The organism is Pseudarthrobacter sp. NIBRBAC000502770 (assembly GCF_006517815.1).
Lineage (GTDB): Bacteria > Actinomycetota > Actinomycetes > Actinomycetales > Micrococcaceae > Arthrobacter > Arthrobacter niigatensis.
On the sequence record NZ_CP041198.1, the window covers coordinates 2,476,228 to 2,492,409 of the forward strand.

Sequence of the window (16,182 nt, forward strand, 5' to 3'; positions counted from 1 at the left end):
GGCCGCGACCGGCCTGACAAACGACGCCTCCTTCGCCGCGAACGTGATCAGGGTGGATATGTACATAAGGGCCCTGCTTCCCAGTGCTGGCACGGATCTTTATGACCGACCAGGTGGTCGGTCATGGTCGGCCATAGCCGCACCGAAAACGGTCGCAAAAGTTCTCCGCGCCCTTACAGCAGCTCTGCGCTCCCTGTTCCGGGCGCCCGGGCCGGCGGATCCCGCCTATACCGTTGAAGGGTGGAGGCCAACCGGCAGGCGTACACGGAAGGCACACCGGCATCACAATTTACGAGGCGGACAGCACGGAGGCCAGTGTCTTCGCCAACGATTTCGACTGGCGAGCAACGCGACCACCCTGTGGTCCGGCAGGCCCACGGGGATTGGGCGGAAGTCACCGGCAACAGCTGATCCCGCACACAGCCGGGAGGCACAATCGCCGCAGCTTTTCCGGACCATCGCTGCCCGACTCGCGGGCACGGGAAAGCCCCGCCGCACGATGAGGTACGACGGGACTTTCTGAGACTGGGATCTTGAAAAGTCAGAAAACCCTACCCGTAGAGTTCGGCTGTCAGTCCTCCGTCACCGCCCGCAATCAACACCTTCCCGCTGTTCAAGACTGTCATCATATGAATCGATCTTCCAGCGGTCATAACGGCGGCGAGGTGCCATAATCCCGACGCTGGGTCGTACGATTCCGCTGTCGAGAGAAGGTGACCGTACGGGTCGATGCCACCTGAGATGAGTACTTGGCCGTTAGGCAGGGTGACGGCAGCGGGTTCCACCCGTCCCGATGCCATGCTTTGGGCGGCTGTCCAGCTCCCCTTTTTGGGATCGTAGAGTTCGACACTGGCCTGTGTGGTACCCGACGATTGGGACCCGTTGAGTCCGCCCGCTACAAGGATGCGGCCATCGGGAAGGATCGCGCTCGTAAAGGCCCATCGGGGCATGGACATACTTCCTGTGGCGGTCCATGTGCCCTTTGAAGGGTCATAGATCTCGGCGCTACCCGTCAAGCCTCCAGAAGCGAGTTGTCCTCCGGATAGCAACACTTTGCCTCCGTGCAAAAGCGTCGCCTTAGCTCCGGAGCGCGGGGTAGTCAGGGCTCCCGTATATGACCATGTGTTGGTCGACGGGTCATAAAGCTCAGCGGTGGCCGCCGCATCGCCGTAACCTCCGGCGACAAGCACTTTACCACTGGAAAGTAGGACTGCAGTGTGACCATTCCGCGAGGGGCTCAGGGTGTGGGCGGCCGGTGACCAACTGCCGGTGGCTGGATCGAAAATTTCGGCAGTATCCGCCGTACCTTGAAACCCTAGGTTTCCTCCTAGGAGCAGGACTCTGTTGTCCGGCAGCCAGGTGGCGGTGTGGTTCTGGCCCCTCTCTACCGACATCGGAGATACCGTCGTCCAAGAGTTCGAGGAAGGATGGTAAATCTCAGCGATGGATGTAGGAGATTCAAGCACCCCGTCCCCTCCTGCCACAAGCACGTCTCCGTTTTGGAGCTTGGTTGCAGTCCCACCGTCGTGAGGGGAGGACATCAGCCCAGCGGCGACCGTTCCGCTGGGGAACCTTGCCGGAGGACTGATGAGGTCATGAATGAAGGCTGCAGCCTGGGCCGTACTTCCCTTTGGGTAATCGAAGTGCGGACAGCCCATTGTCAGTATCTGCTTCATTATCAGAGCACACACAGACATCCCGGCGAGGTCGGGGCAGGCCTTGGTTCCCCCAAGCACCGCCCCAGCACAGTCCGAAGGGCAGCGGCGCACTTGACCACTTGAATGGGATTAGTCAGAGTCGAATTGCAGATCACGTCATTGACCAGACAGTAGCTGCGTGCCTTTGCCTGGAAATCTGCGGTAGGGACTGGTCTCGTTCCAAATATCCCGTGGCCGGCCGGTCGCATATAGTACGTCCCCTCATCGAGAGGGGAAGCTTTGGGATTGAAGTTGGGATCGCCGAACAGCGCAACGCCCACGACGCGGTTCTTCTGCGCAAGGGTCATCCGGTCGTAGACAGCCATCATGGCGTCCGCACCTTGCGAATACCCGGCAAGGACATAGGTTTCGCTCTTGCAGCGTGAAGCCAGATACTGGGTGGTTTTGGTGACGCCATCTTCAAAGCTGCCTGTGTATAGCGACTTCGATAAAAAGTCTGGGAATCCTATGTCCTGGTAGTCAATGCCATGCGGCTCAATGAAGGTGGAGGTTCCTGCGAACGAAGCTTTCAGATTGTCGAAGAAGCTTTGGAGGGTTGGGCCGAGAAATGGAGCAGCCCGGTTGTTGGCCAGATCACCGCTACCTGCCAGGCCGATAACTTGAATGCTATTCGAGCAAGGTTCTGCGGCCTCCGCAGAAGCGGGTGCAAGGACGGCCACGGGAGCAACCAGGGCGGCAGCGATGACGGACAATCCTGCCATTCTCGCGAACCATCTCTTTGCTCTTGTTCCGATGCGCGGCAGCTTTTGGCTCGGCTGCTGGGGAGGGTGCGGGAACTGCATGTCTTCCGCCGTTCTTCACCGGTTCGGCAGCTCCCAGCAGCCGCGGGTGTACGAGTGATGCTAGGAGCGGAATGACGTCAGGACTAGGGCCAGCTTGCTCTCACTTGTGGACACGCCGGGAGACACGCCGAAAAATCTATCGACGCCGCCGTCCCATGACCGCATCGTTAGCCCCTCCTGTCTCTCTCCCAGACGCGCGAAAGCCCAAGGCACTTGTCAGCACGACGTGGCTTTAACGTCCCTGCAGGGGGCGTCCAGGGCCTAGTCCACGAGTATCCCTCATGAGCGGTTACCCCGCCGCTAAGGATGGCGACCACCAAGATCGGCACACCGCTGTGGCGGATCCTGCCGGCACCGGTTCCGAGCGAGACCCGAACCGTGTTGAGGAGTGTTCCGCGGCTGGTTGTCTGACGGGTGATCGATTCCCGGGTTGAAGTTCTCGTCCCAGATCGATGCCCGGGCAGAGCCGGTGCCCCGGCCTGGATCCGCATCGGGCAGGCGGCCTGGGCCCGAGCAATCGCAGTCTCGACGTCGGACAGGATGCCCCTCCGCACGACGGTGCCGTGCCAGACCGTTGGCCTTCAGCTTCCCCTCCGGAGCCGGGACTCAGACCTTCGGGCCGATCCCCCCGGGCCAAGCGGCTCTTTGGCGGTGTCATTGCAAGCAAACCGAACTCAGCCGGTTTTCCATTCTCGGTTACCGGTTGGCCGACTCATCCCGTAAAGGGAGCGACGAATCCACAACTCAGCTGGGCGCGTTTGGGAGGGAAGAGGAAGTTCCCCTGTCGTCCTACAAAATGCACGCCTCCGCCTGAACAGGCCACCCGAGGCTGGCCAGCCCCCTCTACTCGGAGCCACAGGGCGGCATCCCACCTAAGATGTTCACTATGAAGCTCATCCAAAGCATCGAACTGCTGCACGGATGTGGCCGAAAGTGTTACCAAAGTGTTTATTCGGTCACTAGCAAGGCTCAAAAACCCTTGCAAACTGTGGAGCTAAGGAGATTCGAACTCCTGACCTCTTCGATGCGAACGAAGCGCTCTACCAACTGAGCTATAGCCCCGGACGAATCCGCGTCCTGCAGGTTTGCTGCCTGCCGGTGCGGAACCGGTGTCCCTAGGCTACAAATTTTCGTAGCCCAACGCCAATTGACGCGCGGGAGCTGGGGCGGCGCCCCGCAACCCTATGCGCGGCGGCGCTGCAGGACGTCGTCGAGGTTGCTGAGGGCGCTTTGGGCTTTGGACAGCTGCTGCGCTTCCGTTGCGGCAGCTGCCTCAACGGCCGGAGCGGAAGTGGCGCCCTGTTTCAGCGAGGGCTTCCCCACTGCCTTTGGTGCTTCCGGGAGCTCCAGCGGCTTCGGTTCGGGACGCTCGGCCTTGGGAGCCTCAACATAGACGGGCTTGGGAACCTCTACGGGCTCCCATGGGGTGTTCAAGGGAACGGCAGGTGCGGACGCGCCTGCGCTGGTGTCGCCGGCCGCAATGGCGACGGCGAGGGCTGCTTCCCGCAGCTCCACAGCGGTCAGTGGCTTGGCCTTCGGCTCTCCTGCCTCGGCGTCGAAAAGCGGGCTGTCACGCCGTGTGGGGGCGCTTTCGGGCTTCGGCGGGATTGCCTCGGCGGTGTCGGGACGGCGCGCCGGGGCGCTCATCGCGGAGCGGAAGGCGGCGTCCACCTTCGCCTTGCGGTCACGGACGGCGAGCCAGCGCAGCAGTGCCACGGACGCAACCGTCAGCAGGGTGCAGGTAAGCGGAAGGGCGGGCGAACCGATGCCGAAAAGAAGAATCACGCCGGAGATGAAGGCGGTGACGAGTGACAGCAGCCCCACGAGAGCCAACGATGTCCGGCCGTAGCGGATGCGGAACGGCGCCGCAGGTGGAGTACTTGCAGTGCCGGCAGCGGATGCGGCGCTCTTCCTGGGTTCCATGGCTTTCTCCTGCTGGGCGGCGACGTTTCGGACCAGGCCGGACTGGGGGTCCGGCCTCTCATCGGCGGGGGCGTCTGCGAGGAAATCGACGGCGGGCTGGAACTTTTGCCGGCGGTTCCGGAGGACGTAGGGGGCAACCCACACAATCCAGAGCGCGACGGCAACCACAAGGATCACTGAGCTGCTAAGGGGGAAGTCCACACTCAAAACCGTATGAGCATCATGCCTGCTCAGGCCGCATTAGCAGCGGTGTGTCGTGTCCGCATAGGCAAACCGTTGGATTTATGACCGGCGCGATGCCAGCCACGGGCCCAGCAGGCCTTCCGGGACCTCTTCCGAGGTGAGCGCAAACGACCTGTGGTCAGCCCATTTGCCGTTGATGTGCAGGAAACGGGGCCGGTAGCCCTCGTCCCTGAACCCCAGCTTCTCCACCACCCGCAGGCTCGGGCCGTTCTCGGGCCGGATGTTGATTTCCATCCGGTGCAGCCCGAGCGCCCGGAAGCAGTGGTCCGTTACCAGCGCCACGGATGTGGGGGCTATCCCGCGCCCGGCCCGGGACTGGTCCACCCAATAGCCCAACGTAGCCATCATCGCCGAACCCCAGACGATCGAAGACACTGTCAACTGGCCCACGATGGCCGGGCTCCGCAGACCCTGCCTCCACTCGGTGATGAGGAAGGGAAGCGCGGTGGCCTGGGCGGCCTGGATATTCAGGGACCGCACCATGTGCCGGTAGTCAGGAAGTCCGCCCTGCGGGTCCGGGTTGGAGGCCTCCCACGGCGCCAGCCACTCGCTGTTCCGGTACCGAACTTCGGTCCACTCTTTTTTGTCGCGGTACCGGATGGGCCGCAGGACCAGGTCGCCGCACTCAAGGGTGACCGGCCAGATGGTTCCAGTGCGCACGGCGCTACCGGGAAAGGCCGGCGGTGAAGCCCGGAAGCCATTCCCGCAGGCCCGGGCCAAGGTCCTCGCTGTCGATGGCCAGCTGGACGCAGGCCTTGAGGTAGCTCAGCTTGTCGCCGGTGTCGTAGCGGCGGCCACGGAACACCACGCCGTACACTCCGTGCCCCTCGCCGTCACCGGTGGCCAGTTCCTGGAGGGCATCGGTCAACTGGATTTCGCCGCCACGGCCGGGCTTCGTGTGCTCGAGGACTTCGAACACGGCGGGGTGCAGGACATAGCGTCCGATCAGTGCAAGGTTGGACGGCGCTTCCTCGGGCGAGGGCTTCTCCACCAACCGGTTGACCCGAACGTAGTCTCCGCCGTCGATCTCCTGGACGTCGGCGCAACCGTAGGCGCTGATCTGGGACGGTTCCACTTCGATGAGGGCGACGACGGACCCTCCGGTTTGGGCCTGCACGTCGATCATGGTGCTGAGGAGTTCGTCGCGGGCGTCGATGAGGTCATCGCCCAGCAGGACAGCGAAGGCTTCATTGCCCACATGCTGCTTTGCCCGGAGCACTGCGTGCCCCAGCCCGTGCGGATCGCCCTGCCGCACGTAGTGGATATCGCCCAGCTGGCTCGCTGCCTGAACGGACGCGAGCTTTTCGGTGTCGCCCTTTTCCCGGAGGGTCGATTCGAGGGATGGCACCCTGTCGAAGTGGTCCTCAAGGGCCCGCTTGTTGCGGCCGGTAATCATCAGCACGTCGCTGAGGCCCACGTGGACGGCTTCCTCCACGACGTACTGGATGGCAGGCTTGTCCACGACGGGAAGCATTTCCTTGGGCATAGCCTTGGTGGCAGGGAGGAACCTGGTGCCCAGGCCCGCTGCGGGAATGACGGCTTTGCGGACTCTGGGATTACTGGTGTTCACCGGACTAATCTAACGTCAGCGTCAAGTATTTCAGTAACTACCGATGCGACGGGCCGGCACCCGGGCTGCAGGCTGCGGACCACGGGGCGACGCAGGGAGGACAACATGCTGCAGGAGTCGAACGCCATCAAGGACGGGATCCGGGCCAGTCATCGCCGCAGGCGGGCAGGCCTCGCGCCGGCCCAGCTTGAAGCAGCGGGCCTGGCTCTGGCCACCCACGGGGACGCGTGGGCCGGATCGGTAACGGAGGGCCGCCCTGGCATTGCGTGCGTCTACCTTGGCGTGGGCCAGGAGCCACCCACCCTGCCGCTGATCAACGCCCTGTACCGCAGCGGGCACAAGGTCCTGCTGCCGGTGTGCGAACCCGCACGGGAGCTGAGCTGGGTTTTCTGGACGCCGGACACCGGCTTCGAACGCAGCAGGTATGCCCCCATTTTGGAGCCTGCGGGGCACCGCCATGGCCCCGAAACCGCGGGCGATGCGTCGGTGCTTTTTATTCCGGCCACAGCGGTGGACCTTGCCGGCAACAGGATTGGCCAAGGCGGCGGTTACTACGACAAATTCCTGGGGCACCTGGCCACGGCCGGGAAGGAAATCCCTTTGTCCGCTGTTATCTACGACGATGAATTACTGCCCGCCGGCAGCATCCCAGCAGAGGAGTTCGACAGGCCCGTTCCGGCCGTTCTTTCGCCCTCCGGGCACCGGCCCCTGTTCGGGGCGGCCTGAGCACACGGCCGGCGGCGCAGTGATAGAATTAGCACTCAGGCCCTGCGACTGCTAATGGTTAACCATGTGGCAGCACGGGACCTCTCGTTTGCCCAAGAGGAGGAGCACCAGTGCCAACATATGCTTACGCCTGCAAGGACTGCGGCCACGCCTTCGACATCGTGCAGTCGTTTTCGGACAGCAGCCTGACATCCTGCCCTGAATGCCAGGGCACGTTGCGCAAGAAGTTCAATAGCGTTGGCGTGGTCTTCAAGGGCTCCGGCTTCTACCGCACGGACTCCCGCGATTCCAAGGGCAGCTCCGTCTCCCCCGCCCCGGCTTCGGCTCCGTCCGCACCCGCTGCCGCCCCCGCCGCGGCGGCACCGGCAGCTGCCGCGAGCTAACGGGCAAATTCTTTCGACGGCGGCCGGCGCGTTCCAGCGCCGGCCGCTTTTGTCCACATAGCCGCAGTCCCGGCTCCCGGGCGGTTGCGGCTACAGCTAGCGTGGGCGCATGCCCCTATTCCCCCGCCGTGGCCGCACCGGCATCAGGTATCCAACGAACACTGGCGGCGTCGGCCGCAGCCCCGGGAAGCGTCCGCCTGCCGCCCGGCTCGCCGCCTGGCTGAACCGCAACCGCAGGCTTGCCGCTGCCCTGCTGCTGTCAGCAGCCGCCGCTGTCGCCGTCCAGCAGGTCACCCCCGCCCCGCTCTCCACAGCTACTGCGCTGGCCGCTGCCCGCGACCTGGCCGCGGGGACAGCGGTGACCGAAGCGGACGTGGCGCGGGTCCAGGTGCCGCCCGGCATGGTCGCCGATGGCTTCCTCCAGGATGAGGCCGCCGCCAAGGGCAAGCAGCTGGCCGCGCCGATGCGGAAGGGCCAACTTTTGTCCGATGCCCAGCTGGTGGGCCCTGGGCTCCTAGCAGGTACGCCGCCGGGGTCTGCCGCTGTGCCACTGCGAATGGCTGACCCTTCGTCCATCCAACTGGTCTCCCCCGGCCAGCTGGTCAATGTGGTGCTCACATCAGCCAACGGGTTCGACCAGCAGGGTCCCTCCGAAGTATTGGCGTCCGCCGTCCCGGTACTGTGGACCTCCAACAAGGGCGGCCAGAGCGGACAATGGCTGGGTACCTCGGAGACGGATGGCCTCATCGTGGTGGCAGCCACGGCCGAACAATCATCCCGCCTGGCCGGAGCCTCCACCCAAGGCAGGCTGTTCTTTGTTTTGGTCGGCCCGCAGTGACTTGGTGGCGGTCAGCCCCAGTGCGGCGGCTTCTGTTCCTTCAGCCACGCGTCGTGGTCCTCCTCGCGGTCACCCCAGCTGCGGGCATCGTCCTCCGCGGCCTTGGTGGGGAGGACCGCCCCGGTACCACCCGGAGCCGTCCGGGACGCTGGGGTGGCTGCGGCCGGCTCCGCAGGGACTCCGCCATCAGCTGCTGTTTCCGGCTGCCCGTTCACGTTCTCGTCCTGGCGCATCTCTTCCTCGCGGCCGTTTTCCTCAGGCCTGCCGTCTGCAGGCTTCTTTTCCTCAGTCATGGGGTCCGCCTCCTGGCGTCCACCGCCGCCGTCCCGTCCTGCGCCGGAATCCCGGGGCAGGTAGGAAGCCCCCGCGGCCGGCGCAGAATCAATTCCATTGAGCGCCTGGTCAACGTCGTCGTCAAGGAACCCCACGGACTGGCTGGCGCGGCCCGGAAGCACCATCTTTTCCAGGCCCAGGTAGCCGGCAATGCGGTCCGCGCAGGACGAGGGGTCCGTGAAGACCTCGATGGTCCACAGAGGCATGTACCGCCAGCCGAGGCGTTCCAGCAGTTGCGGGCGCAGCCTGCTGCGCTCACGCACGCTCATGGTGCGGTACTGCGCAGTTCCGTCGGACTCGATCGCTACGGGCCGCGGAATGTCGGAATCATCCTGGCCCATCGTGTTCAGGGGGTCCGCGGCCGCAACCACGTCAATGGCACCGTCGTATTGGTGCCAGACCCTGGCGCCACGGGCGCGCAAACGGTCGCCCAGGTCCGCCACCAACGGGTCCGCGCCAAGTGCCTGTTCACTGGCCGCAGCACGGGACGCGGGGGTACCGAGGTCAGTATTGCCGGAGATTTCCCGGTCCAAAAGCGCATACAGGTCCACCGCGCCGTGGGTAAGCCGGGTGTGGTCCAGGTCTTCGGGCCGGAAGCAGGTGAGCACGTGCAGGGAACGGCGGGCCCGGGTCATGGCCAGGGCGAACTTCTCCCGGCCGCCTTCAGCGGACAGCGGCCCAAAGTTGTGGAGCGCACGGCCGTGCGGGGTCCGCCCGAATCCGGGCGAGAAGATGACGTGGTCGCGGACCAGGCCCTGGGCGCGTTCCAGGTCCACCACGCGGAAGGACTCCGGGCCGGCGCCGAAGAACCCGGCCAGGCCCGGCTGGTTGGACAGCTGCAGCCTGATGGACTCGCCGATCCTGGCGGCGTGCCGCAGGCTGGCGGTAACGACCGCCAGGGAGGTCCGCGGACGCAGGCGGGCGTGTTCGAACACCAGCTCCACTACCCTGTTGACCTCCGCCACCACGGACTCCACACCCTCGTGGTCAGCGCTGGGAAGGCCGGTGCCGTCCGGCAGGTATTCCACCAGCAGGGACCGGTCCAAGCCCGTGGCTGACTGGCCTTCGGGCAGACGTCGCAGGCCGCCGTCGTAAAAATTCTTGCTGAGCTGCAGGACCAGGTCCTCGTCCACTGCCCGGTACACCACGTTGAGCCGCCACACCGGCAGCACTGCAGAGAGCGCGGTGAATGCGCTCTCGACGCGGTGATGGGCGGGCTCTCCGGCGGCCAGCCGCTCCACCCCTACCGTGAACGTCCGCGGCGTGGCAATGCGGGGATCGCCGAACGCAATCACCTGCCGTGCCCGGGCAATGGAGGGCAGGACAGCCTGCAGCGAAGTGGCCTCGGCGTCAAGGATGACGACGGCGTCAAAGTGCTGTTCGGCCGGTAGCAGTCCGGTCATCAGGTAGGGGCTGACCGACCACACCGGAACCAAGGTGCCTATCAGCTCCGGTGCCTGGGCAGTCAGGGACGCCAGGGAAACCCGGCCGTCCTTGAGCAGGCTGCGCAGGAGGGCTGCCTGGCGCGGCTGGGCAGAGATGGCTGTGCGCCACCGTTCCGCGAGGTCCCACCGCAACCGGGCGGCGCCGCTGGCAATATGCGCGTTGTCAGCCAGCCGGTACTCTGCCTCGAGCTGGCGGAGGGCATCGCCGTCGGACATGGCCAGATAGTCGTCGCCGCTGATCATCGCTTCCAGGGCGGACTGCCACCAGGCCAGCTCCAGCTCCGCGGCGACGGATCGTTCCGGAACTTCCCGTTCGGCGAGGTCGGCAAGAAGTTCACCCAGCCCGTGTTCGCGCATGTTCTCGATGAGGAGCGTGCGTTCGGGCAGCGTCTTGAGCGTGTCGGTGTCCGCTACCAGGCGTTCCAGGCGCTCCATCAGCTGCGCGTAGGGAACGGTGGAAAGTGCCCCGCCGTCCTCCGTGTGCCGCAGTGCCTCGCCTAGCTGTGCCAGCTCCTGGTCAAGGGACCGGTACATGGCAATCATCTCGGCCAGGCCTGAGGGAACAGCGGGATGGCGCTGCGTAGTGGCGTAGGCCGCCCAGAGGGCACGCTGTTCCTGGACCAGCACCAGGGACGAGTGCAGGTCGGCGATGTGGACACCCGGACGGACGTACTCCTTGGCCACCCGGCGCAGCCTGGAACGCTGCATGGCGGTCAGTTCAATGCCGCGCTCACGCCGCCAGGCGGACGGCGCCGTGGCGGAGATGAGGTCGGTCACCGGCCGGTCGAAGATGTCAGGGGTGAACTTGTCCAGGCTGCCGCGGACGGCCACCAGCAGTTCAAGCTGTTCGCCCCACTCGGCGAAGGATTCGCCCAGTCGGATTTCGGCGTGCTCCGCTACGGCGTCCATGCGGTCGCGCAGGGCGGGAAGGCTCTTGGCCACGGAGCGGACCAGGTCCTGGGCTTCCTCGGTTTCCTTGCGGGTCAGCAGCCTGGCGCCGTGCCACGGGCTGGTGGTGGCGGCCTTGCTGAAGCTGCCCAGTTCGGCCGCGCGGCGGAGGCGGCCGGCCAGTTCTTCACGGTCCCGGATGCTGTCCAGGACGCTTCGCTTGAGCCGGACGGTGGTGGCCGGCGCAGGGTGGATGGAGGTGAGTTCGGCAAGCGACTGCATGGCCTGGTAGGGCGAGCAGCCCCACCGCTCGCGGACGTTGTGGAGCGATGCCACGTGGTCCATGAGGGCATGCCGGTGTTCGGTCAGGGTGGTGTGGAGGTTTCCAAGCTGCGGTTCCAACGACTTTTCGTTGCGAACGATTGCCCGGACCAGTTGGCCCTTCAGCTGTTGGGCCGTGACGTTTCCGGTCAGCTGGAACAGGATGGATTCCAGTCCCAACGACTCCAGGTGTCCGGAGACCTCATTGAGGCTGGCGCGGCGGTCGCCCACCACCAGCACCGTCTTGCCGGCATCCACCAGCGCGCCGATGGTGTTAATGGCGGTCTGGGTCTGGCCGGTTCCCGGCGGGGTGCTGACCACCAGGGAGTCGCCCGCCCGGGCGGCGTCGACCACGTACTGCTGGTCCGTATCGGCGTCCAGCAGCAGCAGTTCGTCTTTGGGGTGCCGGTTGTCCAGGTGCGGGAAGCGGGACGGGTCCGGATCCTCAACATCTATCACTTCACCTCCGGCAGCGGTGGCCAGGGCGGAGACGATGGGGTTGGAATCGTTGATCCAGGGGTCGTCCAGGTTGCCGGACAGGTCGGCAAAGGTGGACACCAGCAGGTTGTGCTGGGTTTCGGCGCCGTGGATGGGCCGGATAAGGGTGGCCAGCCGGTCCAGGACGGGCTGGGGGTCGAACCGGGCGGTGCTGTAGGCCAGGCGGGTCACGGCATTGACGTCGAAAACGATCCCGTGGATGTTTTTCAGGTGCCGGACCAGGGCGGGATTGATCTGGGCCTGTTCGGTGAGTTGCAGTTCGAAGTCATCCTCTCCCGGCCGGACCGTGAGGGAGATGGCGGTCAGCATGACCGGAGCGGAGACGCGCTGGGGTTTGCCGCCGACGGCGGACGTCCACACTACGGTGCCTGCGGACAGGTACCCGGCATCGATGCCGCGGTCGTTGGCGAGTTCGAAGATCTTGGACCGGATGTTGCGCGACGCCCTGGCGGCCACGACATACTGCTGCCGGTCACGAATCAGGGTGGACAGGCGTGTGCGGCGCCCGGCCATGAGCTGGGCGAGGCCTGAGGGGTGCGCCGAAGTGAGGTCGATGGAACCTTCCGGCGTCTTGGTGAAGCGCAGCATCGTGTCCGCGCCGGTGACGGGTTTGAGCCCGGAGAGCCATTTACGAAGCTCTTCGGAGCCTTCCGGGTGGCCTTGACCAACTGACACTTCTGCCTTCTTTTCTGCGTTTGCACGTGACGCCCTGGACCATACCGGCATAGATTCGAGAGTAGCCGCTCCGGCGCCGGACTTGAGAGACCGCAACACTGGGGCACGGGAAATTGCCGGGGAATTCGCTGGGAAAAGGCAGTGGCCGGCCTCCGCTGACGGAGGCCGGCCACTAGGACGCTATTCCCACTCGATGGTTCCCGGCGGCTTGCTGGTAACGTCCAGCACCACCCGGTTGACGCCGTCAACCTCGTTGGTGATCCGGTTGGAGATGCGGGCCAGCAGGTCGTACGGCAGGCGTGACCAGTCGGCGGTCATCGCGTCTTCGGAGGACACCGGACGGAGCACGATGGGGTGGCCGTAGGTGCGGCCGTCGCCCATGACGCCCACGCTGCGGACCTCCGCGAGCAGGACCACGGGCATCTGCCATACTTCGTTGTCCAGCCCGGCTGCGGTCAGTTCGGCGCGGGCGATGGCGTCGGCCTTGCGGAGCAGTTCCAGCCGCTCCTTGGTGATGTCGCCGACGATCCGGATGCCGAGGCCTGGGCCGGGGAACGGCTGGCGGCCGACAATTTCCTGCGGCAGGCCGAGCTGGGCGCCCACGGCACGGACCTCATCTTTGAACAGTGCGCGCAGCGGCTCAACGAGCTCGAACTGCAGGTCCTCAGGGAGGCCGCCCACATTGTGGTGGCTCTTGATGTTGGCTGCACCTTCGCCGCCGCCGGATTCGACGACGTCCGGGTAAAGCGTGCCCTGGACCAGGAACTTGATCTTCTCGCCGTGGGCTGCGGCCTCGGCGATGATGGCCAGTTCTGCTTCTTCGAAGGCGCGGATGAACTCCCGGCCAATGATCTTGCGCTTGGTCTCGGGATCGCTGACGCCGGCCAGCGCGGACAGGAAGCGTTCCTGTTCGTTGGCCACGTACAGCTTCACGCCGGTGGCGGCCACGAAGTCGCGCTCCACCTGTTCGGCTTCGCCTTCGCGCAGGAGGCCGTGGTCCACAAACACGCAAGTGAGCTGGTCGCCCACAGCGCGCTGGACCAGGGCTGCCGCCACGGCGGAATCGACGCCGCCGGAGAGGCCGCAAATGACACGGGCATCCCCGATCTGCCGGCGGATGCGCTCCACCTGTTCTTCGAGGATGTTGCCGGTGGTCCAGTTGGGTTCGATCTTGGCGCAGTTGAACAGGAAGTTTTCGAGCACCTGCTGGCCGTAGGCGGAGTGCTTGACCTCAGGGTGCCACTGCACACCGAAGAGGCCCTTTTCCTCGTTGGCGAAAGCGGCCACTTCCGCGCCCGCCGTCGTGGCCAGGACTTCGAAGCCTTCCGGCGCCCGGTGGACGGAGTCGCCGTGGCTCATCCAGGTCTTCTGGTGCTGGGGCATGCCCTCCAGCACGGAGCGCCCCTCGCCCAGGATGGTGGTTTCCGTGGATCCGTACTCCCGCAGCCCGGTCTTGTCCACCTTGCCGCCCAGGGCGTTGGCCATGGCCTGGAAGCCATAGCAGATGCCAAAGACGGGAACACCCGCTTCGAAGAGGTCGGCACCCACGCTGGGGGCGCCGTCGGCATAGACGCTGGAAGGTCCGCCGGAAAGGATGATGGCGGCGGGATTCTTGGCCAGGAGCTGCTCGGTGGACCAGGTATGCGGAACCACTTCCGAATACACGTTCGCTTCCCTGACGCGGCGGGCAATCAGCTGCGCGTACTGGGCACCGTAATCAACAACCAGCACCGGCTTCTGGGAAGTCTGGGATGCAGTGGGAGTAGTCACCGTAATAGCCTACTTTGCGCCCTTGCACCGGCGCACCTTGAGAGGCCCGGCTGTGACGGAGCAGACGTCCGACGGCGGGTGGCCGGCGGGCGCGAGGCACGTTTCAGTAGCGCTGAGGTGCCTGCGGGTTGGCGGCCAGCTCGGCCTCCACCTCGGCGTGGAACTTCTTTTCGACGATGAAGGACAGGAACGGCACCACGCCGCCCAGTGCCAGCAGGACAAGTTTCAGGAACGGCCAGCGCATCAGGGACCAGAGCCGGAAGTTCGAGATCAGGTACACAACGTACATCCAGCCGTGGACGATCAGCACGGTGACGGAGACGTTCATGCCGTTGAGCACCCCCGCCGGTTCGGCGTCGGCAAACCCGAAGCCGAACGGGTGCCCGGTCACCGCGTTGGTCCCCCCGGCGAACAGGTACTGCCCGAAGCCGTAGCGTGCCACCAGTTCCGCACACAGCAGCAGGAGCATGGTGCCGGTGAGGTAGGCCATGACCTTGTAGAACTTCAGGGCCGACCGGATCTGGGCCTCGGTACCGCCGAAACGGCGTTTCTTCCCGGAGCTCTTGCCGGAGGCCTGCGATGAGGGGGTGGCCGGTTTCGGATCAATCATGGCTGTACCTTCTGCTGGTGCTGGTCAGGCTGCTGGTGCTGTTTGGCCTGCTGTGGAAGCTGGTGCTGTTCGTCGTGCCCGTCATCGTCGGCGTCGTCAAGGGCCTCCTCGAGGTCCCGGTGGTAGTCATCCTTGACCAGGCGCCACCAGATGAAAAGCGCGAAGCCGGCGAAGACAACCCACTCGATGGAGTAGAAGAGGTTGAGCCAGTTGATGTGCTGGGCGGGCGGCTGGGGTCCGATGTCCAATGGAAGGAGGTTCCCTGGCACCGCGGAGGCGCTCACATCCTGGCCGCCCACCACCTCTGCGGTGGCGGAGACGAAGCCGGGATAGCTGCTCACCTCCCAGTAGTTGATGAGTTCCGCCACGGAGACGGCGGAGGCCTCCCCCGCTTTGGGTGCTTTCCCGGCCACCGGCGCTTCGGACGGCAGCAGCCGCCCGGTCAGTTCAACAAGGCCCGACGGCGGTGCTGCCGCGTCCCCGGGTTCCGCGACCCACCCGCGTGCCACCGGGATCCAGGTCTGCGGTGAGGCGCCTGCACCGGCCAGGGCCGGGGCATCTTTGACGGCGAAGGCTGAAACGACCCAGTAGCCGGTCTTGCCGTCGTGGAGCCTGCCGGGAACCAGGACCTGCTTGTCCGGGCTGTACGTCCCCTGCGCGGTGACCATTTGGTCGGCAACGCTGCCGTGGAAGAATTCACCCGGCTGCAGGGTGGTGGTGAGTGGCTGTACCTGTTCAGTGGCGGGGTTGACCGGAACCTCGGGCTGGGTGGAGCGGCCGAACTGCCACTGGCTCAGCAGCACGAAGACCCCGGAGAGAGCGATCGCGAAGATAAAGCCTGCGATCCATCGGGGCTTAAGGGCTGTTTTCCACACGTCTTAACCGTACTTCGTACTTCTGTAGAACAACTAAACGCCAAGGGCGTCCGGGCTCGGAGGCGGGACCGGGGAGGCGCCTAGTGGTCGAAGAACACCAGGCTGGAGTTGATGAGCTCGGCGATTACTTCTGCGTCATAGGCACGCCGAAGCGACTCGCGGAATGACTCCTTGGAGAGTGACCGGGCCAGGGTGGCCAGGACTTCCAGATGGTCGGAGAACGAGCTGGCCGGGGTGGCGATCAGCAGGATGACCGTGGCGGGGCCGTCGGCGGCTCCGAAATCCAGCGCGTGGCCGTACTTGGCAATGCCGACGGCGATGGAGGTTTGCGATACGAACTCGCTGCGGGCATGCGGCAGCCCGATGCCGCCCGGGAGCCCCGTGGCCAGCTGATGCTCCCGGGCGTTGACGTTCTTCAGGAACCCGTCAAGATCCGAGATCCGCCCGGCGGCGTAGAGCCGCTCTGCCAGTTGGTTGGTGGCGTCGGTCTTGTCCTTCGCCTCCATTTCCAGGATCACCATGTCGGCGGTGGTCAGGTGGGCGTCATACGGGTCCAGTGGTTCCGCCAAGGCGTATCCCTTCGG

Annotated in this window: 13 protein-coding genes and 1 tRNA gene; 3 read left to right on the forward strand and 11 right to left on the reverse strand. The window is 65.2% G+C overall.

What is annotated here, in order from left to right; translation table 11 throughout:
• Window positions 1–551 precede the first annotated feature (551 nt).
• From NIBR502770_RS11890 to galU, 6 genes are all read right to left on the reverse strand, one after another.
• Complete coding sequence (locus tag NIBR502770_RS11890) at window positions 552–1,676, reverse strand: kelch motif-containing protein (RefSeq protein WP_168223163.1); 1,125 nt, start codon at window positions 1,674–1,676, stop codon at window positions 552–554.
• 2 nt (window positions 1,677–1,678) lie between these two features.
• Complete coding sequence (locus tag NIBR502770_RS11895; RefSeq protein ID WP_210418858.1) at window positions 1,679–2,410, reverse strand: cutinase family protein; 732 nt, start codon at window positions 2,408–2,410, stop codon at window positions 1,679–1,681.
• 1,079 nt (window positions 2,411–3,489) lie between these two features.
• Window positions 3,490–3,562 (reverse strand) — tRNA-Ala (locus NIBR502770_RS11900).
• Window positions 3,563–3,682: 120 nt separating this feature from the next.
• Window positions 3,683–4,624 carry a hypothetical protein gene (locus NIBR502770_RS11905; RefSeq protein ID WP_246857256.1) on the reverse strand — a complete coding sequence of 314 codons (942 nt, stop codon included), beginning with the start codon at window positions 4,622–4,624 and terminating at the stop codon, window positions 3,683–3,685.
• An 81-nt stretch (window positions 4,625–4,705) separates the two neighbouring features.
• Window positions 4,706–5,326, reverse strand: coding sequence for a GNAT family N-acetyltransferase (locus NIBR502770_RS11910; protein ID WP_141159849.1), 621 nt, complete (start codon window positions 5,324–5,326; stop codon window positions 4,706–4,708).
• A 4-nt stretch (window positions 5,327–5,330) separates the two neighbouring features.
• Window positions 5,331–6,236, reverse strand: a complete 906-nt coding sequence (gene galU / locus NIBR502770_RS11915) for a UTP--glucose-1-phosphate uridylyltransferase GalU (RefSeq protein WP_141182071.1) — start codon at window positions 6,234–6,236, stop codon at window positions 5,331–5,333.
• Between the two features lie 105 nt (window positions 6,237–6,341).
• Here galU and NIBR502770_RS11920 point away from each other — a divergent pair, with 105 nt between their 5' ends.
• The 3 genes from NIBR502770_RS11920 (at window position 6,342) to NIBR502770_RS11930 (ending at window position 8,183) form a co-directional block, all read left to right on the forward strand.
• Window positions 6,342–6,962, forward strand: coding sequence for a 5-formyltetrahydrofolate cyclo-ligase (locus NIBR502770_RS11920; RefSeq protein WP_141182072.1), 621 nt, complete (start codon window positions 6,342–6,344; stop codon window positions 6,960–6,962).
• A gap of 110 nt (window positions 6,963–7,072) precedes the next feature.
• A complete protein-coding gene (locus NIBR502770_RS11925) occupies window positions 7,073–7,345 on the forward strand; it encodes an FmdB family zinc ribbon protein (RefSeq protein ID WP_141159846.1) in 273 nt (90 codons plus the stop codon).
• A 109-nt stretch (window positions 7,346–7,454) separates the two neighbouring features.
• Window positions 7,455–8,183 (forward strand): RcpC/CpaB family pilus assembly protein, encoded by a 729-nt coding sequence (locus NIBR502770_RS11930; RefSeq protein ID WP_141182073.1) that lies wholly within the window; start codon window positions 7,455–7,457, stop codon window positions 8,181–8,183.
• Window positions 8,184–8,194: 11 nt separating this feature from the next.
• On the opposite strand, the gene NIBR502770_RS11935 is transcribed toward NIBR502770_RS11930, so the two are convergent.
• The 5 genes from NIBR502770_RS11935 to NIBR502770_RS11955 all read right to left on the reverse strand — a co-directional run bounded on the left by NIBR502770_RS11935 (window position 8,195) and on the right by NIBR502770_RS11955 (window position 16,167).
• Entirely contained in the window at window positions 8,195–12,394 is a 4,200-nt protein-coding gene (locus NIBR502770_RS11935) for a DUF4011 domain-containing protein (protein WP_141182074.1), read from the reverse strand.
• 129 nt (window positions 12,395–12,523) lie between these two features.
• Entirely contained in the window at window positions 12,524–14,113 is a 1,590-nt protein-coding gene (gene guaA, locus NIBR502770_RS11940) for a glutamine-hydrolyzing GMP synthase (protein ID WP_141159843.1), read from the reverse strand.
• 103 nt (window positions 14,114–14,216) lie between these two features.
• Complete coding sequence (locus NIBR502770_RS11945) at window positions 14,217–14,723, reverse strand: DUF3817 domain-containing protein (RefSeq protein WP_141182075.1); 507 nt, start codon at window positions 14,721–14,723, stop codon at window positions 14,217–14,219.
• Complete coding sequence (locus tag NIBR502770_RS11950; RefSeq protein ID WP_141159841.1) at window positions 14,720–15,598, reverse strand: SURF1 family protein; 879 nt, start codon at window positions 15,596–15,598, stop codon at window positions 14,720–14,722. The genes NIBR502770_RS11945 and NIBR502770_RS11950 overlap by 4 nt, the downstream gene beginning before the upstream one ends.
• An 80-nt stretch (window positions 15,599–15,678) precedes the next feature.
• On the reverse strand, window positions 15,679–16,167 hold the full coding sequence (locus NIBR502770_RS11955) for a PTS sugar transporter subunit IIA (protein WP_141159840.1): 489 nt from the start codon (window positions 16,165–16,167) through the stop codon (window positions 15,679–15,681).
• Window positions 16,168–16,182: the final 15 nt, after the last annotated feature.

Excerpts from the sequence above, each read along its gene's own strand:
- NIBR502770_RS11935 (WP_141182074.1), bottom strand. The coding sequence starts at position 12,394 with ATGCCGGTATGGTCCAGGGCGTCACGTGCAAACGCAGAAAAGAAGGCA.
- NIBR502770_RS11890 (WP_168223163.1), bottom strand. The coding sequence starts at position 1,676 with ATGAAGCAGATACTGACAATGGGCTGTCCGCACTTCGATTACCCAAAG.
- NIBR502770_RS11920 (WP_141182072.1), top strand. The coding sequence starts at position 6,342 with ATGCTGCAGGAGTCGAACGCCATCAAGGACGGGATCCGGGCCAGTCAT.
- NIBR502770_RS11945 (WP_141182075.1), bottom strand. The coding sequence starts at position 14,723 with ATGATTGATCCGAAACCGGCCACCCCCTCATCGCAGGCCTCCGGCAAG.
- NIBR502770_RS11930 (WP_141182073.1), top strand. The coding sequence starts at position 7,455 with ATGCCCCTATTCCCCCGCCGTGGCCGCACCGGCATCAGGTATCCAACG.